We start from the raw sequence: 26,710 nt of genomic DNA, 5'->3' as shown, positions 1-26,710 counted from the left end.
GGCGCACTGGTCATCTTGTGCTGCTCGGCGCCCTTAAAACGGCCAGGCGAAGCTGCCGACCAGCGACAGCGGATAGCGCTCCGGCTGCTGGTAGCTGCGAATGCTCTCCGCCACCAGCGCGGAACGCAGGTTGGGCGCCTGCAAAATCTCGTCGGCGCTCAGCCACAGGCAGCGATCGATGTCGCTGTCGTGCGGCTCGGTCGGCAGCGGCTGTTCCAGCTCGATAACGAAGCAAAAACGCAGAAACGGCGTGCGATCCGGCGCTATCCACTGGTGCAGGCGCAGGAACGCCTGCGGCGTGGCGCGGATGCCGGTCTCTTCCCACAGCTCGCGCTCGGCGGCCTGCACCAGCGTCTCGTCGGCCTCCAGGTGGCCGGCCGGCTGATTCCACAGCGCTTTGCCGTTGATGGTCTCTTCGACCACCAAAAATTTGCCGGCGGCGTGTACCACGCAGGCCACAGTGACGTGCGGTTTGAACATGCGGTCTCCTTACAGCGGTTTGTCGATGCGCCGGTAGATGTCGTCCAGCTCGGCGATGCGGGTGCGATAACTTTGCAGCAGGCAGGCGGTATCGCCGCCGCACCGCTGGCGTTTTGCCAGCCAGGCCTGCTGGCTGTCCTGCATCGCGCCACGCGCGCCCATGGCGAACAGGCCGCGCAGGAATTGGTACTTGGTGGCCATTTGCACATCCAAATCGTTCAGCGTGCGGTTGGCGCAGATGGCTTGCTCATCGCGGTTTGCTGCCTTGGCGCAGTCGAAGCTGGCGGCCTGGGCCGCGAACGGGGCCGCCAGAGCGGCGAGCAGCAGCGCGATCGGCGTGGATTTCATGGCGCCTCCATCAGTTATCGGTCTACAGGGAATCGATGCTTTTCCATTCACCAGGCTGCAGTGAACCCAGCGAAAGATTACCCATACTGTAGCGAATCAGGCGCAGGGTAGGGAACCCGATATGCGCCGTCATGCGACGCACCTGGCGGTTTCGCCCTTCGAACAGGGTGATTTTCAGCCAACTGGTGGGGATGGATTTACGCTCGCGGATCGGCGGGTTGCGCGGCCATAGCCACTGAGGCTCGGCCACCAACTCAACACCGGCGGGTAGCGTCGGGCCGTCTTTCAGCGTGACGCCGCTGCGCAATGGCGCCAGATCGCTCTCCTGCGGCGTGCCCTCGACCTGCACATAATAGATTTTGCCGGTGCGCTTGCCCGGCTGGGTGAGCTGCGCCTGCAGCTGTCCGTCGTTGGTCAGCACCAGCAGCCCTTCGCTATCGCGATCCAGACGCCCGGCGGCGTAAACGTCGGGGAAGGGGATGTACTCTTTCAGCGTGGCGCGGCCGGCTTCATCGGTGAACTGCGGCAGCACGTCGAAGGGCTTGTTGAATAACACAATTCGACGCGGCCCCTTCGGCGCGGCGGGTTTGGCGGCATTCGGCTTGCTGAATCGTTTAACGTTGTGATTTCTAACAGAGAATTTTTTCATAACAGTTGAGATTACGGATGATAAGCGCATTATAACCGAATCCGTTTCGGATTGGCGCGGACCGAATATTCAAGTAGTATCTACACGCATCTTACAAAGCATTAACAAAATTGCGCTTGAAGGAGAGGTTGATGGAAAGCAAAGTAGTTGTTCCGGCAGAAGGTAAAAAAATCACGGTTGACGCCCAGGGTAAACTGGTTGTTCCTCATAACCCGATCATCCCGTTCATCGAAGGCGACGGCATTGGCGTTGACGTGACTCCTGCCATGATCCACGTGGTTGATGCGGCCGTTAAAAAGGCTTACCACGGCGAACGTAAAATCTCCTGGATGGAAATCTACACCGGCGAAAAATCTACCCACGTTTACGGTAAAGACGTGTGGCTGCCGGACGAAACTCTGGACCTGATCCGCGACTACCGCGTCGCCATCAAAGGCCCCCTGACCACCCCGGTCGGCGGCGGCATCCGTTCTCTGAACGTGGCCCTGCGCCAGCAGCTGGACCTGTACGTGTGCCTGCGCCCGGTGCGTTACTACCAGGGCACTCCAAGCCCGGTGAAACAGCCTGAGCTGACCGACATGGTGATCTTCCGCGAAAACGCCGAAGACATCTACGCCGGCATCGAGTGGAAAGCCGGCTCCGCCGAAGCGGACAAAGTGATCAAATTCCTGCGCGACGAAATGGGCGTGAAGAAAATCCGCTTCCCAGAGCAGTGCGGTATCGGCGTGAAGCCATGCTCCGAAGAAGGGACCAAGCGTCTGGTGCGTGCGGCGATCGAATACGCCATCACCAACGACCGCGACTCCGTGACCCTGGTTCACAAAGGCAACATCATGAAGTTCACCGAAGGTGCCTTCAAGGATTGGGGCTATGAGCTGGCGCGCGAAGAGTTCGGCGGCGAGCTGATCGACGGCGGCCCATGGCTGAAGATCAAGAACCCGAACACCGGCAAAGAGATCGTGGTTAAAGACGTGATCGCCGACGCCTTCCTGCAGCAAATCCTGCTGCGCCCGGCGGAATACGACGTGATCGCCTGTATGAACCTGAACGGCGACTACATCTCCGACGCCCTGGCGGCCCAGGTTGGCGGCATCGGTATCGCGCCGGGCGCCAACATCGGCTCCGACTGCGCGCTGTTCGAAGCGACTCACGGCACCGCGCCGAAGTACGCCGGCCAGGACAAAGTGAACCCAGGCTCCATCATCCTGTCCGCAGAGATGATGTTGCGCCACATGGGTTGGTTCGAAGCGGCTGACCTGATTGTTAAAGGCATGGAGGGCGCAATCGCTGCCAAGACCGTGACCTATGACTTCGAACGCCTGATGGAAGGCGCTAAGCTGCTGAAATGTTCAGAGTTTGGCGACGCTATCGTTAAACACATGTAATGGTGTTTTAGCGTTAAATGATAACGGGAGCCTGATGGTTCCCGTTTTTTATTATTCAAACTGCAACGGTTATCAAAACTCGGCCATTTTGGCGCTTTAGAGCGTATAGATCTAAAGGTTGAGCTGCGTCTAAACTTTGCAATGAAATGGACGATAAACTACCTGCAGCCGCATTTTTTTGCATGAGATAAAATTCTACAAGGAGTGTTAATGAGCTTTTTCTGGGTGAATATTGGTAGCAGTTTTAATGAGGTTAAAGAACAAAATTTCCTCTGGGCTCCACAATATGGCATGAATAAGCACGGGAAAAAGTTTAGTAATGCCTCCTGGGAGACAGTGAAGGATGTAAAAGCAGGTGACGTCATCTTTTGTAATAAGGATCGAGAGATTGTCTATGTAGCGACTGCTACAGCCGATGCTGATGATGCACCGCGGCCACCTAATCGATCTTTTGATAAGTGGGAGCGTGAAGGTACCCGAGTAGAAGTAGATTTGACCGTTTTAGAGCACCCGATCGATGTTTTGCAGTTCAGTGACATATTTCTGACTGTGTTTAATGAGTTAAGTCGGCCAACAGTTTTTGCTGAAAACGGGTTTTGTACGCAGACTTACATGTGCGAAATACCCGAGGCTGCAGCAAAAATGATAGCAAGTTTTATTAACGATAACGTTTCAATAGACTTCAATAAACAGACGGCCACGGTAAAAGAGGCGAGAGGAAGCACTAAAGCAGCCGTCATTCAGGCTCGCGTTGGTCACGGCCCCTACCGCGATAAATTATTTAAGAAGTGGGGCGGAAAATGCGCGGTCACCGGCATTGCGCTTGAGTCAATGCTAACCGCTTCTCATATTGTTTCGTGGTCTATCTCAAATGACAAAGAGAAAGTTGACCCTTACAACGGATTCCCCCTGATTCCTAATCTGGACAGATTGTTCGACCGGGGCATGATCAGTTTTGATGATAATGGACGCTTATTGCACAAGAAAGAATATGCAGGTTTGCTTCATGATTTAAAAATTCCCTTGGACTCAAAAATTGATGGGCTGTTTGGGGAGAATAAAAAATACTTAAAACGGCACCGCGTGACGTTTGGGTTCGAGAAAGAGTAAAAGCTTGAGGGGGACCCTCAAGTGTATTAGTTCAGACCTGATACGGTACAGAACCAATCCCAATCTGATGGGCAGTTCTCTGCCAGAAGCGGACTTTCGTTAGAGTGCGAGCTGTATTAATCCATGGGGGCATGTCACTGTGATTATGGCCGATAGTATCGCATTGACCATGTATCGATGTTGTTATCAGTAATGTTGAAAATCGCTGGTCATACACTCTAGATTCAAACGCTGCCTAGTAATCTTGCGATGCTATCATTAAACACATGTAAGCGTGTTTGGCGCTTGAATGGGAGCGGGAGCCTTAGGGCTCCCGTTTTTTATTGTTCAAATGAGTAAGAGATATCAAACGTTAGCCGATTCACGCACGACCAGCACCGGGCAATTGGCGTGGCGGACGACGGCGGTGGCATTCGAGCCGAGGAGGTAAGTCATTGCAGAAGGGCGGTTGGAACCCATCACAATAATCTCCGCGTTAAGCGCATCAGCGAGTTCCAGGATCTGATCTTTGGGATCGCCGACGGCCACATGGGTGGTCACTCTATCCTCGGGAACGCTGAATTGTTTCGCCGCTTTTGCCAGCCCCTCGGTCGCTACCGCAATAGTTTCATCTTTGGTTTCCACCGCCGCGGTGGCGGCAAAGCCGAAGGCCGCGTAGGTGGCGCGAGACGGGATCACCGCCAGGAAATGGACGTGGGAGTCTTCGAGCCTGGCGAGCGCATTGACATGCGGGATGACCTGCTGTGTTAATTCCGGCTCGGTAATATCCACGGGAACCAAAATAGTTTTGTACATACTCCCTCCTTATCGTTATCAAATAACTCCACTTCTTGGATTATAGCCGTTCGACGCCGGGAAAGGGGAGATCCGTATGGCAAACCTGAGAACGTTGTCTGCTGAAATGTCAGGTGGTTATCGACGTTCTCATTAAACGCGGGCAGGCACGGTTGGTGTTTGAGTTGGGAGGGAGCCATGGGCTCCCTAGGTTTTAGCGGGCTAAGATTATCGGAACCTTAATGAGGGATCTCTGAAACCTCTTTGACTTCCGTCTTGTTGATTTGCTGTTTAACGCCATTGGCATCGGTATAACCGAGCAAACCGGCAGAGGTTTCTTTCGGTTTACCGTCACTGATGAGCGTTCGGCCATCGTGGGTATGAATAGCGTAGCTGGTGCGTGTGCAGCCTGACAGTGTGGCGATAGCAACCAGGGCGATCGCGGGAAGAACAAGCGCTTTTTTCATTTGAAGCTCCTTTTAGTTATCCAACTCACTCATGTTTGCAATCTGGTCTCGATTGATCTGTTCCGTTTTGCCCGTTTCTGCATTTCGGTAGGAGACTAACCCGGTATCTTTATCGACTTGAGGCTTGCCGTCGGTGACAATAGTCTTGCCATCCGTTGTTTTAATCGCCTGATTGGAAGCGCAGCCCGCCATGAACATCACCGTGGTCGCAGTAAGAAGCGCGGCAAAGAGTCGTTTACTTTTCATACTTACCATCCTGGTTACTTAAATGAATTTAATGGCAGGAAAGTAAGTATAGGCAGAATCTTCAGATTGCTAGCGTTAAAAGTGCTTTTAATGCGATAAAAAATTAAGAATTTCTTAATTTATTGATGGGATGATTGCCCATCCGAGGGATGTCGATAAGTCATGGCCTTCAGGCGTACGGCCCGCCGATGGGGTTAGGGTTTCATATCATCATCTACTCACGATTTTCCGCGTGCCAGAGCTTGATGTCATTGGCGGTTTTACGTGAATTCTGTATAAGTATTGACCGGGGATCTTGTCAAATACCACGTTGATTTGGCTGATAATCATCCATAAGGACAGGGATATGAAAATTACGCATTCAGGCTACAAAACCGGCGCCGCCATATTATTGGCGGGAATGTTCGCACTGGCATTAACGGGGTGTGCCAAGAGTACTGCCCCCAGCCAAAGCAATCCGGAAAATAAAAAGGTTGACGATCTTTTCGCCAATCTTGGCGACCCAAAGGCGCCGGCACCGGGAAAAGAGAAAGAACGCTATATCGCCCAGTTGCAGGCCGTGATTCAAAGCCATTTGAAAGATGCCGAAGCCTACTCGGGCAAGCGTTGCACATTGCGTATCACGCTGGCGCCGGACGGTATGCCAATCGGTGTTCGAACTGAAGGAGGCGATCCGGATCTTTGCCGCGCCGCCATGAAGGCAATTGCCGATTCGCGCTTCCCTAAGCCGCCGACGGCAGAGGCCCATAATGCGTTCCAAATTATCACGTTGCAACTGCGTCCTTAAGCAGCTAGATGAAATAAGGGGTTGGTATAACGCAGTGTTTTGCAGCGGGATCTTTTAGTAAAAAATTTAGGTGTTCACGTGACTTCCACCAGCCTGTGCGGCTGGTGGATTTAGATTTAAGTCTTTATTGTCCGTCTTAGTTTTAAGCAAGATGCGCCTTTGTATTCGCATTGGCCAAATATTTGGTAACCCAGATGTTGAGCTATTTTAACGGAAGGCCGATTGTTTTCACCGATAAGGCAAACTGTTTGAGCGGGTGATAACGTGCTGTCAATCCATTGATGCGCTGCGGCAGCCGCTTCTTGCGCGACTCCCTGACCTTGGGCCTCCCGGGCAATAATCCATGCGGCTTCAGGGCTCCCATCGAAGTCATTGCCCAGACCCCGATGAAAATCCGCCAACCCGGTCTCGCCCAGGAACTGTCCGTCCACTTTGCGAAATATGGCGAACAGCCCATAGCCGAAAACCGACCAGTGGCCAATATAGCGCAGTAGTCTATTCCAACCGTCTTCAGGTGAAAGATTGGGGGCGCTGATAAATTTGAACAGTTCCTTATCTGTAAACATGGCATACCAGGCATCGAAATCGGCCAGGTTGTGAGGACGTAATATCAACCGTTCGGTTTCGATGTGCACGGCAGGGAGTAAAGGCATAACGGTTCCTTTTCTGCGTTGCAGCGTATCGTAATGTTACCCTGAGAGAACGAGCGATAATTTCCCGTCTTGGCGCGCAGATGACAAGGTTACGGCTAAGGTGCGGGCAAGCTCTTTGTCGCAAATCACTTTATCATTGGGTTTAACGCGCCGGCTACTTGTTTGGTATTACCGATACATCATCGCGCTCACGCGCTCGGCCCGATCTTTAAAACCGTTGCTGCGCATCGTTACCACATAGTAGCGATAGTGATGTTTCTGTGCGTATTCGCGCACCAGATCTTCGGCGAACAGGCCGCTGAAGGTGACGGTGGTGACGAACGTCAGCCCTTTCACTTCGTAGGTGCTGATCTCTTGCGGGGTGCCGATATACGGCGGCGGGAACACGGTTTTGTGGAACTGGCAGCCCGCCAGCAGCAGGGTAAACAGCAGGGCGGCGGAGATTTGCGGTATTCTCATCGGGAAAAGCTTTCCTTCCTTGGCGTGTGTTTTAGTAACTCTATAATAGGATTACAAAATTCGGCGGGGATGTAAAAGTTATCCCGCTTCGGTTGCCGTTTCGTTGAAGCGGTGTCGCCGTCACTCATAAGAATGAGGGGTAAACATGTGTGTTCGTCTTGCCACTGAAACCGATGCCGCAGCCCTGATCGCCCTCGACAGCGTCGCCGAAGACGAGCCGCAGCGCGCGGCGCAGATCCGCACCTGGTGCGCACAGAGTGTCTGCTATCTTGCCGAAGAACGGGGCGTGGTGATGGGCTACGGTGTGCTGCACTATCACTTCTTCGGCTGCGGCTTTGTCGAGATGCTGATGGTCGGCGAGCGCTATCGCCGCCGGGGCGTCGGGCAGGCGTTGATTGCGGCGTTGAAGTCCCAGTGTCGGCACCCGAAGCTGTTCACCTCCACCAATCGTTCCAACCTGCCGATGCAGCGGCTGCTGTTGAACGCCGGGTTTGTCGCCAGCGGCCAAATTGACAATCTCGATGACGGCGACCCGGAGCAGGTCTTTTTCATCCCGCTGCGCTAATACAGCCGGACATCGACCGCCTGCTGTTGCAGCCAGGTGCTGACGTAACCATAAGCGGCATAGAAGGCCAGCAGCGCGAAGATCAGCACCGAAAGCGAGGCCAAAAACCTGACGTCACCGTGTTTTGACAGCTGATAGGCGCAATAGATAAAGGCTAACAGGCACAGCAGAGTGAAGGCGATGGCCAACGTGGCGTAAAAAATAAGCATAATGAAACCCGTTCTTCCTTGTGAGCCGGGCAAGGATACCACAGACAAAAAAAGGGGCCCAATTGGGCCCCTGTGTGATTCGCTGCGAGAGGGTTACTCCGCCGCCGCGTCGGGATGATTTTTGCCTTCCTCGATGAATTCTTCGTCGATCTCTTCGATGTTCTCCTCGCTGTCGCGGCCGGACAGGATGTTCCAGCAGGCGATGAACAGCGCGGCGATCAAGGGCCCGATGACGAAGCCGTTGATGCCGTAAATCTCCATGCCGCCCAGGGTGGAGATCAGGATCAGGTAGTCCGGCATTTTGGTGTCTTTGCCTACCAGCAGTGGGCGCAGAATGTTGTCCACCAGGCCGATCACCACCACGAAGAATACCACCAGGAAAATGGCTTTCCACAGCATGCCGGTGGCGAAGAAGTAGATCACCGCCGGTACCCAGATGATGGCGGAGCCCACGGCCGGGATGATCGACAGGAACGCCATCAGCGCGCCCCACAGCAGGCTGCCGTCGATGCCGGTAAAGTAAAATGCCAGCCCGCCGAGCGCACCTTGCACCACGGCGACCACCACCGTGCCCTTGACGGTGGCGCGGGAGACGGCGGCGAACTTCACGAACAGGTGGTGCTTCACGTGCTGGGAGAGCGGCAGCGCTTCGAGCGCCAGGTTCACCAGATAGGGGCCGTCTTTCAGCAGGAAGAACAGCAGGTAGAGCATCACGCCGAAGCCGACGACGAAGTTGAAGGTGCCTTTGCCGATCAGGAAGACGCTGCCCGCCAGATATTGCCCGCCCTTGAGTGCCACGTCGGAAAGCTGCTTTTGGATCTCGGCGGCGCTGTTGAGGTTATGCTCCGCCAGGAAGCGCTGCGCCCAGCCGGGCAGGTGACGCATAAAGTCCGCCAGCATGGTCGGCAATTGGCTGTTGTTGGTTTGCAGCTTGGTGTAGATCACGTTGAATTCCATCGCCAGCGATGAGGCGATGATCGCCAATGGCGTGAACACGATCAGACAGATCAGCGCCACCGTCAGCAGCGACACTACGCCGTTGCGTTCGCCGACGTACTCTTCAACTTCTTTTTCACCGGATGGAAAATCACCGCCAGAATAACCGCCCACAGCACTGAGGAGTAATAAGGCCCCAGCACGTCGAGAAAGGCGGCGGTAACGATGAACAGGATCAGAATAAAGAATCCCTTGGAAATGCCTTTAGACATCATAGTCGTCCCTCAAAAGATGAATTTTCAGCATAGATGAACTGAATGAAAACAACACTATCATCACCTTTGCTTAACCGGTAGGGGATTTTTAACGGCGTATACCATAGGGTTACTAAGGGAAAGGCGGGCGCTGCAGGGTGAACAGGCGGCGGCGCGAGAAAAGAAAGAGGGCTAAATAATTAACAAAATTTATCGATTGTGTTTCATTTTGTGAGCCGCGCTTGCCGCCTGCGCCAGGCTTTCCTAGTTTTTAGGAGGGCGGCCTTTCGTCCGATATCACGAAGGAGTATGCAAATGACTGAACACAAACGACTCGGTGTCATCGAGAAAACGCTACTGATCGCCTTTGCCGGCCTGCTGGTGTATTTCGCGGCCACTGGCGCATTGTCATTGTCGGGTCTCGATCATCATTGGCCTTATCCTTCGCGATAGGCAGGCACCTGCACCAGGGAAAATTCAGTACCGCTTATAACAAACAGAACGACTTTTCTGCTTATCACCCTGCATTATGCCGCCTGCTGAGAAAAGCCAGCGCCAACAGCGCCCCTAACAGGGCCGCCGCCAGCACCAGCCACGCCGGCGCCACCCAACCGGCTGCGGCCACGATGGCGCTCAGCGCGAACGGGCCGATCACCTGGCCGAGATAGTTCCCTTGCATCACCAGCCCCAGGCTCAGCGGCAACAGCGTGGGCTCCGGCGTCGCCGCCGGCGTGGCGGCCAGAATGGTGGCGGGCAGCATGCCAGCGATGGCGCAGAACAGGAAACACAGTGGGATCAGCAGGCCGTTGGGCGTCATCGGCAGGAAAATGCCGATGCCGAAGATGCCGATGACCAGGCTGGTGGCCGCGAGCAGGCTACCGGCCCGCAGACCGCGCGACAGCAAGAACCCGGCGGCGAGGTTGCCGATGATGTTCGCCGCCACCGCCGCTGCGCTGATGCCGCCGGCGGCCGCCAGCGACAGGCCGATGCGCTGCATCAGGAAGATCGGCAGAAAGGTCATCACCGAGAAAAACTGCAGGTTGTAAGTGGCGAACATCAGCGCCAGCAACAGCGGTTGGCGTGCCCGCAGCATCGCGCCCAGCGCATGCCGCAGCTGCAACGGCGGAACGTGCGTCTTGGCGGCGCGTCGGGGCGTGGTCAGCGGCAGCAGCAGGGCGGCCAGCAGCGTCAACGCCGCACCGGCCTGCCAACTCTGTTGCCAGCCGGCGAGATGGGGGCCGAAAAACAATGAAATGGCGATGCCCGCCGGCATGAAGGTGCTCCAGATGCCGAACACCAGGCTGCGCTGCGCCGGGGCGACGATGCGGTTCAGCACCGCCGGCGAGGCGACCACCACGATCACGAAGCCGAGGCCTTCGACAAAGCGGCTGACGATCAATCCGTTGAAGTCGTGCAGCGTGGCGCCGGTAAAGCTGGCGGCGCTGACGATCAGTAACCCCGCCGCCAGCAGGCGCCGATCGCCCCAGCGGCGCACCAGCAGCCCGGCGGCGATGCCGCCGAACACCCCGACGAAAGGAAAGGCCGAGATGACCCAGCTCAGCGTTTCGAGCGAACGGCCGAATTCGGCCTGCAGCGCCGGTAGCGCGATGGTGGCCTTACCTACGTGCAGCGCCGCGGCGATGCCGGCGAACAGCACGTTGATGACGGCTAGCCAGGGCGTAGCGGCGGGAAGGACGCGGTCGATGGCGTCCGGTTTAATCGCGGTCATAACACTCTCCAGAGGCGGTAACGCCCTCACTATGCGTCTGCGCTACAACAGAAGTCGTTCAAATGCTGCGCTGTCACGCGGGGAAATTATTCATTTCGAGCTTTATTTTGCGCACCTCGTTGTTTGGTTCGCCAGCGTACCACCCGGCGTGGACGCGGGTGTCCGTTCAGCGGTTTACTGTTCCGGCACGCAGCGAGCGTGCCCGATCAATTTTATTTATAAGGAGCAGTGTATGTCAGAGATGATGAATGAAAATGGAGCGCCGGTGATGGAGTGGAGCTATGGCGGCCGGGGTGATGATATCAGCAGCAGCCTGAGCCTCGACACGGTTGAGGAGCAACCGCAGGGTTTCTTGATGACGGTCGATCGGCCGGTGCAGATCTTTAAAGAAGCGCTGTCGCCGATGATGGCCTTTGTCACGCTGCTGCGCCCGCTATACGCCAAGACGGGCGAGGGCTTCCAGTACGTGCCGGTTTCCAACCCCTGGACCGACGTGCAGCGCCTGCCGGCCAGCGCAGGCTATCTGGGCGTGCAGGTTAACGCTGGCCTGTTTTTCCACGGCGCCAAACCGACGCACTATAAAGATCGCGACGGCCAGATGAAACCGATTGACGGCGGCACTATCCTGCAGAACATCACCGTGCTGCATCAGGTGGCGCAGCCGCTGGGCCCGGGCGAAGGCGGGATCTGAGGCTGAAACGTCATCACGGGGCCGGACGCGGCCCTTATCTCGCCTTGAAAACCGCCCTTGGCTTGGGTAAAAAGGGTTGTCTATTCAAGGAGAAGAGTATGTACAGCGACAACGAGAAAAAATTCTACATCATCCTCAACCGCAACCACGAACCGGCCACTCTGTTTAACGCCTCCTGCCATCTGACGGCGGGCATCACCGATCTTATCGAGCAGCGCGAGTTTCACCACTACCCGAGCAGCCTCGACGGCGTCAGCGCCAATATGAGCCACTACCCGATCGTCATCCTGCAGGCCAAGAACAGCAGCCAGCTCAGCAACCTGATCCTCAAGTGCAAGGAGGAGGGCGTGCTGTCCAACTTCTTCACCACCACCATGCTGTCGCACTCCGCCGAGCAGCAGATCGCCGACACCGCCAATACCCCCTACGAGCAGTTGGACTTCGTGGCGGTAGCGCTCTACGGCGACACTGAACAGCTTAAGCCGCTCACCAAGAAGTTCTCCGTCTACCGTTAATCGCGAACGGCATCACATCAGGGGCGTCAACGTCTATGATATTTTTCCATCAAATCGTTGATGGAGATGAACATGAGCGGCAAGAAAACCACCATGGCGGCGATCGCCAGAGAGGCGCGGGTCGGCATCGCCACCGTCGATCGGGTGATCAACCAACGCGCGTCGGTGCGGCCCGCCACCCAGTGCCGGGTGATTGAGGCGGCGAAAAAGTTGGGGTTCGCGTTGGAAAAGTCCCACTGCCTGTCGGCGGTGCTGGGCAGGCCGGAACGCCGCCTGAGAATGGGGTTCATCCTACTGCGGCGCGAACACTCTTTCTATGCGCAACTGGCTGATGAACTGATGGTGCAAGCGGCGCCGTATCATGAGCCGGGGCAGCCGCCGCAGTTCATCTTCCACTCTCTCAATGCCATCGGCGATACCGCCGCCGCCATTAGCCAATTGAGCCGCCAGGTGGACGCGATCGGCGTGTTGGCGCTGGATCACCCCCTGATCCACTATGCCGTAGAAGAAGCCACGCAGGCGGGCATCAACGTTTTCGCGCTGCTGTCGGATTTATCGGTGCCCAGCCGCGCCGGCTACATCGGTCTGGATAATCAAAAAGCGGGCCGCACCGCCGGTTGGGCGGTGGACCGTCTGTGCCGGCGTCAGGGAGATGTTGGCGTGATCATCGGCGACAACCGTTTTACTTGCCAGGAAGCCTGCGAGATCGGTTTTCGCTCCTACCTGCGTGAGCAGATGAGCGGCCAGCGTGTGCTGGAACCGGTGCGCAGCCTCGAGGACGCGGAAACGGCGCGCCGGGTCACGCGTGAACTGCTGGCGAACCACCCGGAGCTGGCGGCGCTGTACGCGCCGAGCGGCGGTGTAGAGGGCATTATTCAGGCGTTACGAGAGAGCGGCCGGCAGCGCGACATCACGCTGGTGTGCCACGGCCCGGTGCAGGGCGGTGAAATGGCGCTGCTCGACGGCACGGTGGATCTGTTGCTGTGTCACCGCATTTCTGAGTTGGCCGCCACGATTGTCGAGACGCTGCTCGCTGCCGATGAACAACCGGGATTACGCCACATCATTAATCGCTTCGATGTGATCACCAAAGAAAACCTCTGACGGCCGCTGAGTGGTGTTTGCCGAGGTCATGGCGCAGTCAGGTGTCGCCTCAATTTGATTAAAAACTATCAAATAATTCATCAAAAATAGCGCGATCTCTATCAAAAAATAAAATTTTCATTATTGATGGTTTTGGAATTTTTGTTTGATACTGCCGGCATTCCCCGCAAAAAAGGAGCCGTCGCCATGACTTTGCCTATCGCCAATGCGCCCTGCAGTTGGGGCGTGGATGATCCGAACAACCCCCATTTGCCGCCCTATGCCACGGTTCTGCAAGAAGCGTCGGCGGCCGGCTACCGCAGCATCGAGCTGGGGCCGTGGGGCTATCTGCCGACGCAGAGCGAGGCGCTGTGCGCCGCGCTGGAGCAGCATCGCCTGTCGCTAGTGGCCGGCACGATTTTTGACGATCTGGTCAGCGAGGTGAACATTGAGCGCCTGCTGGCTCTGACTCATCGGATATGCCGCAACCTCTCGCGGGCGCCCAGGGCGGAGCCGACCGAGGGCGATCGCGCCGCGCCGCCGTTCTTGGTGATTATCGATTTCGGCAATCCGCAACGCGCCAGGTTCGCCGGGCGTTCAGATTTAGCGCCGCGTTTGTCGCAGCGGGAGTGGCAGAGGATGATCGGGCACATTACGCGCATCAGCGAACTGGCCTGGCGGGAATACGGTGTGCGGCCGGTGGTGCATCCGCACGCCGGTGGCTGCATCGAGTTTGCCGACGAAATCGACCGGTTGGCGGCGGACATTCCGCATCACACCGCCGGATTGTGCCTGGATACCGGCCATCTGTATTACGCCGGGCTGGACCCGGCTGCCTGGTTGAGCAAGCACTTTGAACGTCTCGATTATCTGCACTTCAAAGACGTCGATCCGCAGGTGTTCCGCGAGGTGCTGGCGCGCGGCGTCGATTTTTTCACCGCCTGCGCCGAGGGTGTCATGTGCCCGTTGGGCAGCGGGGCGATCGATTATCCGCAGCTGCGCGCGCTGTTGGCCGAGCGCGGATACCGGGGCTGGATCACTATCGAGCAGGAACGCGATCCGCGCAATGTGCAGGGCAGCCTGCAGGACGTCACCGCCAGCTTGCGCTACTTGCGCGGCCTCGGCTTTTAATCAGGAGAAACACGATGATCAACGGCAGCAAACCTTTGGCGAGATCGTTGCGCTGGGGCATGGTCGGCGGCGGCGGCACCAGCCAGATCGGTTACATCCATCGTTCGGCGGCCTTGCGCGACGGTGCGTTTACTCTGTTGGCCGGCGCGTTCGACATTGACGCCGAACGCGGGCGTGATTTTGGCCGGAGTCTGGGCGTGGCGGCGGAGCGCTGTTATGCGGATTATGCCGAAATGTTCCGCGCCGAAGCCGCGCGGGCGGACGGCATCGAAGCGGTCTCGATCGCCACGCCGAACAACACCCATTACGCCATTTGCCGGGCGGCGCTGGAGGCGGGATTGCACGTGGTGTGCGAGAAGCCGCTGTGTTTCAGCGTCGATGAGGCGCAGGCGCTGGCGGCGTTGTGCGAGCGGCAGCGCAAAGTCATCGGCGTGACCTACGGCTATGCCGGGCACCAGATGATTTTACAGGCCCGGCAGATGATTGCCGATGGCCGTCTGGGGGAAATCCGGCTGGTGAATATGCAGTTCGCTCACGGCTTTCACGCCGCGCCGGTGGAGCAAGATAATCCCAGCACTCGCTGGCGGGTCGATCCGCGCTTTGTCGGCCCCAGCTATGTGCTGGGCGATCTGGCGACCCACACGCTGTTTCTGGCGGAAACCATGGCGCCGCAGCTGAAGATCCGGCGGTTGATCTGCAGCCGGCAAAGCTTTGTGCCGTCGCGCGCGCCGTTGGAGGACAACGCCTATGTGCTGATGGAGTATCACAACGGCGCCGTCGGCTCCGTGTGGTGTTCGGCGGTCAACTGCGGTTCGATGCACGGTCAAAAGGTGCGCATCGTCGGTGAAAAGGCTAGCCTGGAGTGGTGGGATGAACAACCCAATCAGCTACGCTTCGAAGTGCAGGGCGAGCCGGTGCGGATCCTGGAGCGCGGCATGCCGTATCTCGATGCGCCGGCGTTGGCGGACGATCGCATCGGCGGCGGTCATGCGGAGGGGTTGTTTGAAGCCTGGTCGAATCTCTACCGCCGCTTCGCGCTGGCGATGGACGCCACCGATCGGCGCGACGCGGCCTTCCTGGCCGACTTCTGGTACCCGGACGTGCAGGCTGGAGCACTGGGCGTGAAGTGGGTGGCGCGCTGCGTGCAATCCGCTGAAACCGACGCCGGCTGGGTTGCCTTCGACTGAGTGCGCGATTCGCTCAGACGCTGGCCCCGTCGTAGCTGTGGATCTGTAACGCATCCAGCGCGACGTCAGGCACGCAGCGCAGGTTAACGGCGCACATCGCGGCGCCGTCCGGCGCGGTTCCGTAGGCGAAGGGCTGGGCACCGCAGGTCCGGCAGAACTGATGGCGGATCCTGTGGTGATTGAAAGTGTAAGTGCTGAGCTGGTCCTGACCGCTGTTGAGCGTGAAAGCGCTGATGGGGAAGAACGACAGCAGCAGCCCTTTGCGGCGGCAAATAGAACAGTTGCAGCTGAGGGCTTCGGTGGGCAGTTCGGCGTCTACGGAGAAGGTGACGGCGCCACAGTGGCAGCTTCCCTGGAATGACATGGCGATGATCCTGTATCAGGGGGGAGTGTTTGCCCAGTATAGTGCAATTTATCGTCACTCGGCCGCGCCCGGCTTGGTTTCCTTAGTAAATGCGCGGTTTTCTGGTAGGTTAGAGGTTAACGTCATCAAAAGGAGATCGCGATGTTAGAACATTACTATCCGGCCAATATGGGCGCCGAACCGGTCACGGACGAACAGCACAAACGGCTGGTGGCGGTGCAGGCGGCGCTGGAACTGATCAAGGCCACGCTGTCGGATACCAACGACGGCAACGGCGTGGACTTCCAGCTGAAAGCGGCGGAAAAGCACATCGGCCCAATGGCCGACGCCATTCAGGAAGCTCTGAAGTAACGGTTCGCCGTCACCTCAACCGCCCGCATCGGGCGGTTTTTTTTTGCGCTGATTACTGCGATTTTTTTAGTGGCGCATTGCCTTTTTCCCGGCTGGTGCCGTAAGCGGCGCGATCCTACTCTAGCGATCCGAGTCCTCATCAGGGTCATGCTCATGTTCCGCTTCAGTCTCTTGTCTTTCTTATTTTTGCGCCGCCGGCGCGTCACCCAGCTGGCCGGCGCCACACTGCTTCTCGGCGTCGTTATGCAGGCGCAGGCCACGCAACGCATCGAGTTTTCGCCGGATCCCGCCGGCGCCTACCCTGAGGGCATCGCCTGGGAGCCGCGCGCCGGTGCGTTCCTGATCTCCTCCCTGCGCGGTGGCCAGCTGGGCCTGGTCTACCCGGATGGCCGCTATCGGCGGTTTTCCACCGACAAGGGACTGATTACCACCTCCGGCATGCTGGTGGACACCGAGCGCAATCGGGTGCTGGTATGCAACGAAGACGTGGGCGTCTCCCTCCATTCAGCCCCTGGCACGCGCAATCGCGTGGCGCAGGTGCTGGAGTTCAATCTCGATACCGGCGCGCTGCAGCAGACGTACGATCTCTCATCGTTAAGCCGTGGGCCGACGCTGGCCAACGATCTGACGCTCGATGCGCAGGGCAATATCTACGTCACTGACAGCTTCCAGCCGCAGATTTACAAGATCGACCGGGCAACGCGCCACGTGTCGATCCTGGTGCGCTCATCGCTTCTGCTGCCCGCCGACGCACCCGCCGCTGCGCAGGGCACACAGCCTTATCTCAACGGCATCGTCTATCACCCGGATGGCTACCTGATTGCGTCGGACTACACCCGCGGGCTGCTGTGGAAGGTGACGATGGATAACACGCCTGCGATAAGTGAAATCAGGCTGCCGCATCGGCTGAAAGGGCCGGACGGGCTGCGGCTCAAAAACGCCAACGAATTGGTGATCGTACAGTCTTTTCCGGCTGAAAAGGGGAGCATGTCCGGCGACGTGACGCTGCTCGCCTCGGCCGACGGCTGGGCCAGCGCCCATGTCGCCGCGGTCGCCACGCCGCCGGGATTGGATGGGCCGACCGGCGCCGCGTTGCGCGATGGCGAGGTGTGGGTGGTCAACTCCCGTTACCCCAAACTGTTTGCTGACGTCGCTCAGGCGGAGAGCATCAGGACGTTCAGCATCGTCAAGGTGGCGTTAGCACGGCCTGCAGCTGAGGCACGCTGATCGACGACGGTTGCCAACCTTGTCGGAATAGGATTAAATGCTGCCCTGGCTGTATAAATAAACAGGGGTGTTGCAATGAGCCTGGCGCTGAAGGGTGAGAAGATCGAACGTAACCGCTTTACCGGCGAGAAGATTGAAAACGGCAGCTTTATGCTGTGTGATTTTTCGGGTGCCGATCTGACCGGCACCGAATTTATCGGCTGCCAATTCTACGATCGCGACAGCCGACAGGGCGGCAACTTCAGCCGCGCGATACTGAAAGACGCGAGTTTTAAAAGCTGTGATTTATCGATGGCCGATTTTCGTCATGCCAACGCGTTGGGCATCGAGATCCGCGAATGCCGCGCGCAGGGCGCCGATTTTCGCGGCACCAGCTTTATGAACATGATCACCAGCCGCACCTGGTTTTGCAGCGCCTATATCACCAAAAGCAACCTGAGCTATGCCAACTTCGCCAAGGTGGTGCTGGAGAAATGCGAGCTGTGGGAAAACCGCTGGCACGGCGCACAGGTGCTCGGCGCCAGCTTCAGCGGCTCCGATCTGTCCGGCGGCGAATTCTCCGGTTTCGACTGGCGTGCCGCCGACGTCACCCAGTGTGATTTGAGCAACGCGGAACTGGGCGAGTTGGATTTGCGCACTACCGATCTGCAGGGCGTCAAAATGGACAGCCACCAGGCCGCACAGCTGTTGGAGCGGCTCGGGATCGCGATCATCGGCTGAAGAGCTGCCTGATGCCCAGGCTGATGATCAGCACGCCGCAGGCGCGATCGATCCAGGCTTTACTGCGTCGGTAGGCGCTGGCGATCGGCGCGTGCGACAGCACCAGCGCCACCAGGCCATACCACAGGCTAGCGACTACCGCGACCTCCAGCAGCATGGCGGCGAAGGTGGGCATGGAGACATGGGCAGGCGCCGCCGACGAAAACACCGCGGCGTAAAAGGCGACGGATTTGGGGTTGGCGATGTTGGTGGCGACCCCTTGCAAGAATGCCGATCTGAAGCCGGAGTTCACCCCACCCGCCGCGCCGATAACCCCTGAGCCGGGAGCTGCATGGGCGATCAGCCGATAACCGAACCAAATCAAATAACCTGCGCCGGCCACTTTTACCGCTAGCGCCAACCAGGGGAACAAGGCGAAAATTATACCGACGCCGAGCAGGGCGCTGCTCGCCCAGAACAGGTTGACCAAGACAATGCCCGCCACCAGAGCGAAAGCCTCGCTGCGGCGCGCGGAAACGGCTTTGTGGGCGACGGCGACAAAATTGGGGCCGGGGATCACCACGCCAACGATATAGACGGTGAAAACGGCGAGCACGGCTGGCATATCGATCATCGGTTAACGGCCTGTAAGCAGCGAGTTAGCCTTAGTTTTATAATGAATCGCCGATATAATCCAGCAGGGTGAAACCTTTTTTTACCTGCCCGTAGCGACAGGCGTCAGCGGCCTTTTGCGATAATAAATTTATGAGCCATATGAATATAATTTAAAATATATCTTGCTTAAATAAATTAGCTGTGTGTAAATAGCGTCATCGGTTTGTCATACAGACCTTATGAAAGCAGTTTTAGTAAAGCAGTTCTCAGTGTTAGTGATATCCCCCAGATACCTCTTCTTCCGCGAATTTTCTTCTCTAGTGCCCCATAAGTTTCCAATAAAAACAGACCTCTATCGCCCTATGGCGTCGCAAAAATATAAAGGAAATATCTCTATGTCTACTAAAATGACGGGTTTGGTAAAATGGTTTGATGCAGGGAAAGGCTTCGGCTTTATCACCCCGGCAGACGGCGGCAAAGACGTGTTCGTACACTTCTCTGCTATCCAGAGCAACGATTTCAAAACGCTGGACGAAGGCCAACAGGTTGAGTTCACTATCGAAAAGGGTATGAAGGGTCCTTCTGCCGGCAACGTGGTCGCGTTGTAATTTTCGGTCGAGGTGCGGTTTCTTACGACAGCGATGAGGGTTTAAGCCGGAGCAGTTAAGAAATAACACCTTTAGCCTGAATAAACTCCGGGTTCGCCCGGAGTCTTTATCGATACGTCATTAGCTCAGCAGGAAGAGCGGCAGCGAAATATTCGTTGGCGGACTGGGGTTCGATTCCTCGATGACGTTCCAATAATTAATTATTATTGGCAACAGAAAAACAGATTATCGCATAAATAATAATGCCACTTTTCAGTATTTTTTTCTGTTGTGAAAAAGTTGTGCTTAGGCTGCGTAATGTTGGAGTGTTGGATGGACGCTTACGCCATAACATGACAGCCGGGAAAGCCACCGGCACATGATCAATAGCCCCGGCCTTAGCCGGGGTTTTTTATGCCCGCGATTTTAACGCTGCGAGTCCAGCAGTTCGTTGTTTTTCACCACGTCCTGCGCCTTGAGGTAGCTCTCGATCAACAGCTGATAGGCCGGGAAGATTTTGGTGTAAACCTCGGCCCATTGCTGAGCGTCGGCGCGGTTCCAGCTGCCCTGCAGCTCGGAGGCGACGCCGGCGGTGTCGATCGGCACCACGCCGGCCTGCACCACGCGCGCCAGGGTGATTTCCTGCGCCATTTTCGAGTAGGTGCCGGAGGCGTCGATCACCGCAAAGACCTTATAGCCTTCGGCCACCGCGCTGATGGACGGAAAGGCCATGCAGACGCTGGTGATGGTGCCGGCGATGATCAGGGTCTTGCGGCCGGTGGCCTTGACCGCCGCTACGAAGTCAGGGTTGTCCCAGGCGTTGATTTCCCCTTTACGGGCGACGTACTGCGCGTGCGGCGCATTCTGGTGAATTTCCGGGATCAGCGGGCCGTTGGGGCCCTGCGGCACCGAGGCGGTGGTGATCACCGGCAGTTTGCTGAGGGTAGCGATGCTGGCGAGGGCGGCGGCGCGGGCGCGCAGCTCGGTCATCGGCATATCGGCGACGGTCTGGAACAGGCCGCTCTGGTGGTCGATCAGGAGCATGACTGCGTCATTGGCATCAATAACAGGACGCTGGCCGTTGAAGTTGGCTGGAGTGCTCATGGTGTTTTCCTTTTCTCGTCGTGAGGTCAGTGGGTATCTTCTTTGATTGATAAGGCTGAAACTCAGCACTTGCCTATAGTGTAGGGAGAAGAGAGAAATCCGGTAGAGCCTGAAGTCGGGATACATCGTTCCATAAATGGAACGATTTTGACGCAGGCGAAGGGCTCGGCGCTGGGCTAAACTTAAGGTGCATAAGAAACATGCGGCAAGGAACGCCATCCTGTTCATGGGTTTGACGCGGAGGGCTACCGTCATGGCTTATCAGCATATCGTTGTCGCCACGGATCTCAGCGAAGACGCCGAGTTTCTGCTGGGCAAGGGCGCCAGGCTGGCTGCCGCACTCCATGCCAAACTTTCCCTGATCTATATCGACATCCACCGCGCCGGCTATTACGTCGATCTGGGCGTGGGAGATTACAACTACACCGATCGCACCTTTTCGGAGCGGGTGAAGAATATGCTCAATGCGATCAAAGGGCAGTCGTCGTATCCGGTCGAAGAGGTGATCGTCAGCCGTGGCGCGTTGACGGAAGAGCTGAACCGGGTTGCGAAAGAGAAAGGGTTCGATCTGGTGATCTTCGGCCATCACCACGATGTCTGGAGCCGGCTGGTTTCTTCGGCGCGTCAGGCGATCAATGAGTTGAACGTCGATCTGCTGGTTGTCCCCATCGAGAAAAAATAGTCGCCGCCGCCTGCGGGCGGCTGCCTTTTTTCATTCGTATTGCTTATCTCTGAGCAGCCATAACCGCCTATCCGCAATAATCCCGCTAGCTGACAATCCGCCTGACGAATAGTGACTAACCGTGATTTTATTTTATCCATCAATATGTTGGCCAAAATCCGATAAAGGTTAATCCAGCGCATTGAAATCACTGACATACCTCCTTTTGATTAATAAACCGCACGTTTTGACTGGCTCTCAGGGGAGGGGCGTCTTATCCTCGGGGTAATGAGATTTGTATGACTTATATAAATACGTTCACATGGAGGAGGTCTCATGCGTTTTGACAATAAAGTCGTGGTTATCACCGGTGCGGGCAATGGCATGGGGGAAGCGGCAGCGCGGCGTTTCTCCGCCGAGGGCGCCATTGTGGTGCTGGCCGACTGGGCCAAGGAAGCGGTAGACAAGGTCGCCGCTTCGCTGCCGAAGGGCCGCGCGATGGCGGTGCATATCGACGTTTCCGATCACGTTGCGGTTGAAAAAATGATGAACGAGGTGGCGGAAAAACTGGGCCGCATCGACGTCCTGCTGAACAACGCCGGCGTACACGTGGCGGGCAGCGTGCTGGAAACCAGCATCGACGACTGGCGTCGCATCGCCGGGGTCGATATCGACGGCGTGGTGTTCTGTTCCAAATTCGCCTTGCCGCACCTGCTGAAAACCAAAGGCTGCATCGTCAATACCGCGTCGGTGTCCGGCCTGGGCGGTGACTGGGGCGCGGCCTATTACTGCGCGGCGAAAGGCGCGGTGGTTAACCTGACGCGCGCCATGGCGCTGGATCACGGCGGTGACGGCGTGCGCATCAACTCGGTCTGCCCTAGCCTGGTCAAAACCAACATGACCAACGGTTGGCCGCAGGAGATCCGCGACAAGTTCAATGAGCGCATCGCGCTGGGGCGTGCGGCAGAGCCGGAAGAAGTGGCGGCGGTGATGGCGTTTCTGGCCAGCGACGACGCCAGCTTTATCAATGGCGCCAACATTCCGGTCGATGGCGGGGCGACTGCCTCGGACGGCCAACCGAAGATCGTCTAAGCGTTAACCTACCGGCCCGGCCAGGATGACCGGGCCTGTTGCTTTTAGACGCCGATGCGATCGCGCAGCGTGTAGTAGGCCGCGCCGATGGCGGTGAACGGGATCTGCAGATTGCGTCCGCCGAAGAACGGCAGGTGCGGCAGCTTGGCGAAGGCGTCGAAGCGTTCGGCGTCGCCGCGCATCAGCTCGGCGATCAGCTTGCCCGCCAGATGGGTGCAGGTCACGCCGTGGCCGCTGTATCCTTGCATGTAGTACACGTTATTCTCCAGCCGACCGAACTGCGGCATGCGCGACAGCGTCAGCAGGAAGTTGCCGGTCCAGCGATAGTCGATACGCACGCCTTTCAACTGCGGGAAGGTCTTCAGCAGCTTCGGCCGGATCAGGTTATCGATGTCGTCCGGATCGCGCGCGCCGTACACCACGCCGCCGCCGTACAGCAGACGATGATCGGCGGTGATGCGGTAGTAATCCAGCAGGTAGTTGCAGTCCTCCACGCAGTAATTCTGCGGGATCAGCGCCTGCGCTATCTCCGGCGCCAGCGGTTCGGTGGTCACCACCTGGGTACCACACGGCATGCTGCGCTTGGCCAGCCGCGGCTCCAGCTTATCGCCCAGGTAGGCGTTGCCGGCGACGATGACGAAGCGCGCCTTCACCTGGCCGTTGGCGGTGCTGATGAGCGCCGGTTCACCGTGGCGAATGTTCGTCACCGCCGATTGCTCGAAGATGCGCCCACCCTGCAGGCGGATCGCCTCGGCCTCGCCCAGCGCCAGATTGAGCGGATGGATGTGGCCGCCGCTGTGATCGAGCAGCGCGCCGACGTAGCGATCGCTGGCGACCTCCTGACGCACCCGATCCGCATCGATCAGCTCGAGCTGGGTATTGCCGTAGCGCTCCCAGTTGCGCTTTTGCTCGATCAGCGCATGGAACTGCTTGTTGTTCAGGGCGGCGAAGATGCCGCCGGGGCGGTAGTCGCAGTCGATGGCGTAGCGGCTGATGCGGCTGCGAATGATCTCCGCGCCTTCGAACATCATGCTGCCTAGCAGGCGGGCGCTTTCCGCGCCGTAACGCTCTTCAATCACATCGATGTCGCGGCTGTAAGAGTTGACCAACTGGCCGCCGTTGCGGCCGCTGGCGCCGAAACCGATGCGCGCCGCTTCCAGCACCACCACGTTATAGCCGGCTTCCACCAGGAACAGCGCGGAGGAGAGGCCGGTATAGCCGCCGCCGATCACGCAGACGTCGCATTCGATCGATTCATTCAGTTGCGGATAGGGCTGATGTGCGTTGGCCGTGGCCGCATAGTAGCTTTTTACGTGTTCAGTCATGAGATAAGCCCTTATTCCAGCGAGATCCAGGTGGTTTTCAATTCGGTGAATTTGTCCAGCGCGTGCAGCGATTTGTCGCGGCCGTTGCCGCTCTGCTTGTAGCCGCCGAACGGCACGGTCATGTCGCCGTCGTTGTAGTTGTTGACGAACACCGTGCCGGCCTTCAGTTGGCGCGCCATGCGGTGCGCGCGCGCCAGATCGCGGGTCCAGACCGCGGCGCCGAGGCCGTAGTCGCTGTCGTTGGCCAGCTGCAGCGCCTGTTGCTCGTCGTCGAAGGTGGTCACCGCCAGCACCGGGCCGAAGATTTCATCGCGCGCCACGCTCATGGCATTGTCCACCCGGGTGAGGATGGTCGGCCCCAGATAGCCGGCGTGGTCGCCCTGCGGATGGTCGCGCCCGTCGAGGAACAGCGCGGCGCCCTGGCTCAGCCCCCGATCGATATAGCCGGCCACTTTCTCGCAGTGGCCGCTGTCGATCAGCGTGCCCATCGCCGTGTCGGGATCGAGCGGATCGCCGGGCACGAAGGCCGCCGCGTGTTTGCGCAGCGCCTGCAGGAACGCTTGCTCAATGCTCGCTTCGACCAGCAGGCGAGTGCCGGCGATGCACACCTGCCCCTGATTGTAGAAGATGCCGGCGGCGGCGCTGCGGGCGGCTTGATCCAGATCCGGGCAGTCGGCAAAGACGATGTTGGCGCTTTTGCCACCGGCCTCGAGCCAGACACGCTTCATATTCGATTCGCCGGCGTAAATCATCAGCTGTTTCGCCACCAGGGTGGAGCCGGTGAAGGTGAGGGCATCGACGTCGCGGTGCAGCGCCAGCGCCTTGCCGGCGTCGTGGCCATAGCCGGGCACCACGTTCAGCACGCCGTCCGGCAACCCGGCCTGCTGCGCCAGTTTGCCGAGCAGGATGGCGCTCAGCGGCGATTTTTCGGAGGGTTTGAGTACCACGCTGTTGCCGGCGGCCAGCGCCGGACCGAGTTTCCAGCAGGCCAGCAGCAGCGGGAAGTTCCAGGGCACGATGGCGCCGACCACGCCGATCGGCTCGCGCTCGATCAGCGCCAGCGCCTCGCGGCCGGTGGGGGCGATTTCGCCGTAGACCTTATCGATCGCTTCGGCGTACCAGCGGATGCAGCGGATGGCGCCCGGCACGTCGTCGCGCAGGCTGTGGCGGATGGGTTTGCCGGTGTCCAGCGTTTCCAGCAGCGCCAGCTCTTCGTGATGCTGCTCCATCAGATCGGCGAAACGCAGCAGCGTGGCTTTGCGCTGCGCCGGGGCGGCCTGCGCCCAGTCGCCACGCTCAAAGGCGGCGCGCGCCGCGCTGACTGCCCGATCGATGTCGGCGGCTTCGCCGCGCGCGACCTGCGCCAGCTCACGGCGGCCGGCGGGATCTTCCACGGCGAAACATTTCCCCGCGGCGGCCGGCTGGTAGCGGCCGTCGATAAACAGCTGGTGCTCAATCTTCAGGGCCTGCGCCCGTTGTTGCCAATACTGCAAGTGGTGAAAGTTCATGCCTGGCTCCGTTGATCAGAATGTCGTCGGCGTATGGGCGCTGATAATCCGGCAAATGCGCGCCGACGTGTTGCTGAAACTGTGGGGGATGCCGGTATTGATGGCGTAGCTCTGCCCGGCCAGCAGGTGATAGCTCTGGCCGTTGACCTGCAGCACCACTTCGCCTTCCAGCAGCGTGCCGATCTCTTCCCCTTGGTGTTTGATGCGCTCGCCGGTGGTGGTGCCCGGTTCGTAGGTCTCGATCATCATTGCCAGCGTACGATTCGGGTCGCCGTTGTGGATCAGCTTCATCGAAACGCCCTGGCTGCCGATTTCGATCAGGTCGTCGCTGTCTATCACGATCTGCGGCTCAGCCGGTTTTTCCGGCTCGGCGAAAAACGCCGACAGCGACAGACCGTACACCGTCAGCAACTTTTGCAGCGTGCTGATGGCCGGGCTGACCTTATCTTGCTCGATAGTACTGATGGCGCTGTGGGTTAACCCAGACAGTTCGGCGACCCGGCGCTGCGACAACCCCAATTGTTGACGGATCTGCGACAGACGTTTTCCCGGTGCCAAGCTGACGTCGCTCATGGGCGTTTTTCCTTTTGATAGTTCCGACAGGCGGTGATGAAACCATCAAACAACAGGCGCGACAGGGCATACTCGTCGCTGTTCCACTCGGGGTGCCACTGCACGCCGAGCGCGAAGGGTTGATCGCGCACGCTGATCGCCTCCACCAGCCCGTCGGCGGCGTGCGCCTCGATGCGAACGCTCGCGCCCAGGGTTTTGGCACCCTGGCCGTGCAGCGAGTTCACCCAGAATCTGTTGCAATCCGGTATCAGTTGCGAAAGCAGCCCCCCTTCCTGAACGATGACTTCGTGGGCGGGGGCGTATTGCTGTTCCAGCGGCAGGTCGTGATCTTCACGATGCTCCAGCAGCTCGGGCAGTTCGTACAGGCGGCGATGCAGGGTGCCTTGAGTGGCGACCACCATTTCCTGCATGCCGCGGCAAATGGCGAAAAGGGGAATGCGCCTGTCGAATGCCTGGCGGATCAGCGCCAGGCTCAACGCGTCTCGGCCAGGATCGGCGTCAGGCTCATCGCCGTTTTCACCATAAAGGTGCGGCTGCACATTACTGGGGCTGCCCGGCAGCAAAATGCCGTCGAGGCGCGGCAGCAGCTCCGCCAGCATTTCCGGCTCCGCCAGCGCGTGCGGCAGGGCGATCGGCAAGCCGCCGGCGGTGATAACGGCATTCAGGTACTTTTCTTGCAAGGTCTGTGTGAGGTGCCCGTTTAACCTATACCTGCACATGACGACGCCAATGACTGGTCTGTTAAATATATTGTCCATGCTATCCCCTTGGTACGTTCGAAATTATGAACGATAAGCTTCTCCACCGCCGATTTCGTTCAATATTCTATAAATCTAGCAGTCGATTGGGCAATATTCAAACCAAAAGTAACACTTGCAAAACAAATTTGTTTCATCTACGTTTCATTTGTGGGCATTATATTGAACAATACGGTCAATAAACATCG

Annotated in this window: 33 protein-coding genes and 2 pseudogenes; 17 read left to right on the top strand and 18 right to left on the bottom strand. The window is 58.0% G+C overall.

Annotation, left to right across the window (positions count from 1 at the left end; genetic code table 11):
• Positions 1–33: 33 nt before the first annotated feature.
• The 3 genes from N6G83_RS08090 to rluE are packed head-to-tail and all read right to left on the bottom strand — an operon-like array spanning position 34 to position 1,477.
• Entirely contained in the window at positions 34–480 is a 447-nt protein-coding gene (locus tag N6G83_RS08090; RefSeq protein WP_025302526.1) for an NUDIX hydrolase, read from the bottom strand.
• Between the two features lie 9 nt (positions 481–489).
• Positions 490–828 carry a lysozyme inhibitor LprI family protein gene (locus tag N6G83_RS08085; RefSeq protein ID WP_025302527.1) on the bottom strand — a complete coding sequence of 113 codons (339 nt, stop codon included), beginning with the start codon at positions 826–828 and terminating at the stop codon, positions 490–492.
• 22 nt (positions 829–850) lie between these two features.
• A complete protein-coding gene (gene rluE, locus N6G83_RS08080; RefSeq protein WP_025302528.1) occupies positions 851–1,477 on the bottom strand; it encodes a 23S rRNA pseudouridine(2457) synthase RluE in 627 nt (208 codons plus the stop codon).
• Between the two features lie 131 nt (positions 1,478–1,608).
• Here rluE and icd point away from each other — a divergent pair, with 131 nt between their 5' ends.
• Positions 1,609–2,862 carry an NADP-dependent isocitrate dehydrogenase gene (gene icd / locus N6G83_RS08075; protein ID WP_015377612.1) on the top strand — a complete coding sequence of 418 codons (1,254 nt, stop codon included), beginning with the start codon at positions 1,609–1,611 and terminating at the stop codon, positions 2,860–2,862.
• Positions 2,863–3,072: 210 nt separating this feature from the next.
• Positions 3,073–3,972, top strand: coding sequence for an HNH endonuclease (locus N6G83_RS08070; RefSeq protein ID WP_025302529.1), 900 nt, complete (start codon positions 3,073–3,075; stop codon positions 3,970–3,972).
• A gap of 345 nt (positions 3,973–4,317) precedes the next feature.
• On the opposite strand, the gene uspF is transcribed toward N6G83_RS08070, so the two are convergent.
• From uspF to N6G83_RS08055, 3 genes are all read right to left on the bottom strand, one after another.
• Positions 4,318–4,767 carry a universal stress protein UspF gene (uspF, locus tag N6G83_RS08065; RefSeq protein ID WP_049204198.1) on the bottom strand — a complete coding sequence of 150 codons (450 nt, stop codon included), beginning with the start codon at positions 4,765–4,767 and terminating at the stop codon, positions 4,318–4,320.
• A 218-nt stretch (positions 4,768–4,985) separates the two neighbouring features.
• A complete protein-coding gene (locus N6G83_RS08060) occupies positions 4,986–5,213 on the bottom strand; it encodes a YgdI/YgdR family lipoprotein (RefSeq protein ID WP_025302531.1) in 228 nt (75 codons plus the stop codon).
• 12 nt (positions 5,214–5,225) lie between these two features.
• A complete protein-coding gene (locus N6G83_RS08055; protein WP_019454814.1) occupies positions 5,226–5,459 on the bottom strand; it encodes a YgdI/YgdR family lipoprotein in 234 nt (77 codons plus the stop codon).
• Positions 5,460–5,805: 346 nt separating this feature from the next.
• Between N6G83_RS08055 and tolA the strand changes: the two genes are divergently transcribed.
• Positions 5,806–6,246, top strand: a complete 441-nt coding sequence (gene tolA / locus N6G83_RS08050) for a cell envelope integrity protein TolA (RefSeq protein ID WP_043141467.1) — start codon at positions 5,806–5,808, stop codon at positions 6,244–6,246.
• A gap of 116 nt (positions 6,247–6,362) precedes the next feature.
• On the opposite strand, the gene N6G83_RS08045 is transcribed toward tolA, so the two are convergent.
• Both N6G83_RS08045 and N6G83_RS08040 read right to left on the bottom strand, forming a co-directional pair.
• Positions 6,363–6,899, bottom strand: a complete 537-nt coding sequence (locus tag N6G83_RS08045; protein ID WP_025302533.1) for a GNAT family N-acetyltransferase — start codon at positions 6,897–6,899, stop codon at positions 6,363–6,365.
• Positions 6,900–7,067: 168 nt separating this feature from the next.
• Complete coding sequence (locus tag N6G83_RS08040) at positions 7,068–7,358, bottom strand: hypothetical protein (RefSeq protein WP_025302534.1); 291 nt, start codon at positions 7,356–7,358, stop codon at positions 7,068–7,070.
• Positions 7,359–7,503: 145 nt separating this feature from the next.
• On the opposite strand from N6G83_RS08040, the gene N6G83_RS08035 reads away from it, so the two are divergent.
• Positions 7,504–7,923, top strand: a complete 420-nt coding sequence (locus N6G83_RS08035; RefSeq protein ID WP_148123354.1) for a GNAT family N-acetyltransferase — start codon at positions 7,504–7,506, stop codon at positions 7,921–7,923.
• Here the strand turns inward: N6G83_RS08035 and N6G83_RS08030 are convergent.
• A complete protein-coding gene (locus N6G83_RS08030) occupies positions 7,920–8,132 on the bottom strand; it encodes a hypothetical protein (RefSeq protein WP_089195803.1) in 213 nt (70 codons plus the stop codon). The two genes, N6G83_RS08035 and N6G83_RS08030, sit on opposite strands and share 4 nt — an antisense overlap.
• Before the next feature lie 93 nt (positions 8,133–8,225).
• A pseudogene (locus tag N6G83_RS08025) lies at positions 8,226–9,343 on the bottom strand (AI-2E family transporter).
• Between the two features lie 294 nt (positions 9,344–9,637).
• Between N6G83_RS08025 and N6G83_RS08020 the strand changes: the two are divergent.
• A complete protein-coding gene (locus N6G83_RS08020) occupies positions 9,638–9,775 on the top strand; it encodes a hypothetical protein (RefSeq protein ID WP_162837928.1) in 138 nt (45 codons plus the stop codon).
• A 64-nt stretch (positions 9,776–9,839) separates the two neighbouring features.
• Here N6G83_RS08020 and N6G83_RS08015 read toward each other — a convergent pair whose 3' ends face one another.
• The gene (locus tag N6G83_RS08015) at positions 9,840–11,051 is read right to left on the bottom strand and encodes a CynX/NimT family MFS transporter (protein WP_260515087.1); all 1,212 of its coding nucleotides are present in this window, start codon (positions 11,049–11,051) and stop codon (positions 9,840–9,842) included.
• Positions 11,052–11,283: 232 nt separating this feature from the next.
• Between N6G83_RS08015 and N6G83_RS08010 the strand changes: the two genes are divergently transcribed.
• The 5 genes from N6G83_RS08010 to N6G83_RS07990 all read left to right on the top strand — a co-directional run bounded on the left by N6G83_RS08010 (position 11,284) and on the right by N6G83_RS07990 (position 15,658).
• Entirely contained in the window at positions 11,284–11,742 is a 459-nt protein-coding gene (locus tag N6G83_RS08010; protein ID WP_043141449.1) for a hypothetical protein, read from the top strand.
• Between the two features lie 98 nt (positions 11,743–11,840).
• Positions 11,841–12,257: a DUF2000 domain-containing protein gene (locus N6G83_RS08005; protein ID WP_004941246.1), complete on the top strand. Its 417-nt coding sequence runs from the start codon at positions 11,841–11,843 to the stop codon at positions 12,255–12,257.
• A gap of 72 nt (positions 12,258–12,329) precedes the next feature.
• Complete coding sequence (locus N6G83_RS08000; protein ID WP_260515085.1) at positions 12,330–13,361, top strand: LacI family DNA-binding transcriptional regulator; 1,032 nt, start codon at positions 12,330–12,332, stop codon at positions 13,359–13,361.
• A 186-nt stretch (positions 13,362–13,547) separates the two neighbouring features.
• Positions 13,548–14,471, top strand: coding sequence for a TIM barrel protein (locus N6G83_RS07995; protein ID WP_049204204.1), 924 nt, complete (start codon positions 13,548–13,550; stop codon positions 14,469–14,471).
• Positions 14,472–14,485: 14 nt separating this feature from the next.
• Positions 14,486–15,658, top strand: coding sequence for a Gfo/Idh/MocA family protein (locus N6G83_RS07990; RefSeq protein WP_049204205.1), 1,173 nt, complete (start codon positions 14,486–14,488; stop codon positions 15,656–15,658).
• A 13-nt stretch (positions 15,659–15,671) separates the two neighbouring features.
• On the opposite strand, the gene N6G83_RS07985 is transcribed toward N6G83_RS07990, so the two are convergent.
• Positions 15,672–16,022: a GFA family protein gene (locus N6G83_RS07985; RefSeq protein WP_043141436.1), complete on the bottom strand. Its 351-nt coding sequence runs from the start codon at positions 16,020–16,022 to the stop codon at positions 15,672–15,674.
• 141 nt (positions 16,023–16,163) lie between these two features.
• On the opposite strand from N6G83_RS07985, the gene N6G83_RS07980 reads away from it, so the two are divergent.
• The 3 genes from N6G83_RS07980 (at position 16,164) to N6G83_RS07970 (ending at position 18,320) form a co-directional block, all read left to right on the top strand.
• On the top strand, positions 16,164–16,373 hold the full coding sequence (locus N6G83_RS07980; RefSeq protein ID WP_004941260.1) for a hypothetical protein: 210 nt from the start codon (positions 16,164–16,166) through the stop codon (positions 16,371–16,373).
• A 153-nt stretch (positions 16,374–16,526) separates the two neighbouring features.
• Positions 16,527–17,600 (top strand): SMP-30/gluconolactonase/LRE family protein, encoded by a 1,074-nt coding sequence (locus tag N6G83_RS07975; protein WP_260515082.1) that lies wholly within the window; start codon positions 16,527–16,529, stop codon positions 17,598–17,600.
• A 75-nt stretch (positions 17,601–17,675) separates the two neighbouring features.
• The gene (locus N6G83_RS07970; RefSeq protein ID WP_025302545.1) at positions 17,676–18,320 is read left to right on the top strand and encodes a Qnr family pentapeptide repeat protein; all 645 of its coding nucleotides are present in this window, start codon (positions 17,676–17,678) and stop codon (positions 18,318–18,320) included.
• Here the strand turns inward: N6G83_RS07970 and N6G83_RS07965 are convergent.
• The gene (locus N6G83_RS07965) at positions 18,310–18,933 is read right to left on the bottom strand and encodes a LysE family translocator (RefSeq protein WP_043141429.1); all 624 of its coding nucleotides are present in this window, start codon (positions 18,931–18,933) and stop codon (positions 18,310–18,312) included. The genes N6G83_RS07970 and N6G83_RS07965 overlap by 11 nt on opposite strands.
• 376 nt (positions 18,934–19,309) lie before the next feature.
• On the opposite strand from N6G83_RS07965, the gene cspA reads away from it, so the two are divergent.
• Together cspA and N6G83_RS07955 are read left to right on the top strand one after the other, a co-directional pair.
• A complete protein-coding gene (gene cspA, locus N6G83_RS07960) occupies positions 19,310–19,522 on the top strand; it encodes an RNA chaperone/antiterminator CspA (RefSeq protein WP_025302547.1) in 213 nt (70 codons plus the stop codon).
• A gap of 114 nt (positions 19,523–19,636) precedes the next feature.
• A pseudogene (locus N6G83_RS07955) lies at positions 19,637–19,714 on the top strand.
• A 213-nt stretch (positions 19,715–19,927) separates the two neighbouring features.
• Here the strand turns inward: N6G83_RS07955 and N6G83_RS07950 are convergent.
• Entirely contained in the window at positions 19,928–20,605 is a 678-nt protein-coding gene (locus tag N6G83_RS07950) for an isochorismatase family protein (protein WP_016928046.1), read from the bottom strand.
• Between the two features lie 253 nt (positions 20,606–20,858).
• Between N6G83_RS07950 and N6G83_RS07945 the strand changes: the two genes are divergently transcribed.
• Together N6G83_RS07945 and N6G83_RS07940 are read left to right on the top strand one after the other, a co-directional pair.
• Positions 20,859–21,287 (top strand): universal stress protein, encoded by a 429-nt coding sequence (locus N6G83_RS07945; protein ID WP_025302548.1) that lies wholly within the window; start codon positions 20,859–20,861, stop codon positions 21,285–21,287.
• 315 nt (positions 21,288–21,602) lie between these two features.
• A complete protein-coding gene (locus tag N6G83_RS07940; RefSeq protein WP_016928044.1) occupies positions 21,603–22,358 on the top strand; it encodes an SDR family NAD(P)-dependent oxidoreductase in 756 nt (251 codons plus the stop codon).
• A 44-nt stretch (positions 22,359–22,402) separates the two neighbouring features.
• Here the strand turns inward: N6G83_RS07940 and N6G83_RS07935 are convergent, their stop codons facing one another.
• From N6G83_RS07935 to puuD, 4 genes are read right to left on the bottom strand one after another with little or no spacing between them, the layout of a single operon-like run.
• The gene (locus tag N6G83_RS07935) at positions 22,403–23,683 is read right to left on the bottom strand and encodes an NAD(P)/FAD-dependent oxidoreductase (protein WP_260515080.1); all 1,281 of its coding nucleotides are present in this window, start codon (positions 23,681–23,683) and stop codon (positions 22,403–22,405) included.
• An 11-nt stretch (positions 23,684–23,694) separates the two neighbouring features.
• Positions 23,695–25,191 (bottom strand): aldehyde dehydrogenase PuuC, encoded by a 1,497-nt coding sequence (gene puuC / locus N6G83_RS07930; RefSeq protein ID WP_148123359.1) that lies wholly within the window; start codon positions 25,189–25,191, stop codon positions 23,695–23,697.
• 15 nt (positions 25,192–25,206) lie between these two features.
• On the bottom strand, positions 25,207–25,764 hold the full coding sequence (puuR, locus tag N6G83_RS07925; RefSeq protein ID WP_016928041.1) for an HTH-type transcriptional regulator PuuR: 558 nt from the start codon (positions 25,762–25,764) through the stop codon (positions 25,207–25,209).
• Positions 25,761–26,522 carry a gamma-glutamyl-gamma-aminobutyrate hydrolase gene (gene puuD, locus N6G83_RS07920; protein ID WP_025302552.1) on the bottom strand — a complete coding sequence of 254 codons (762 nt, stop codon included), beginning with the start codon at positions 26,520–26,522 and terminating at the stop codon, positions 25,761–25,763. The genes puuR and puuD overlap by 4 nt, the downstream gene beginning before the upstream one ends.
• Between the last annotated feature and the right edge of the window lie 188 nt (positions 26,523–26,710).

It is taken from the genome of Serratia sp. PL7 (assembly GCF_945957435.1).
This window is presented reverse-complemented; position numbering and strand designations above follow the sequence as displayed.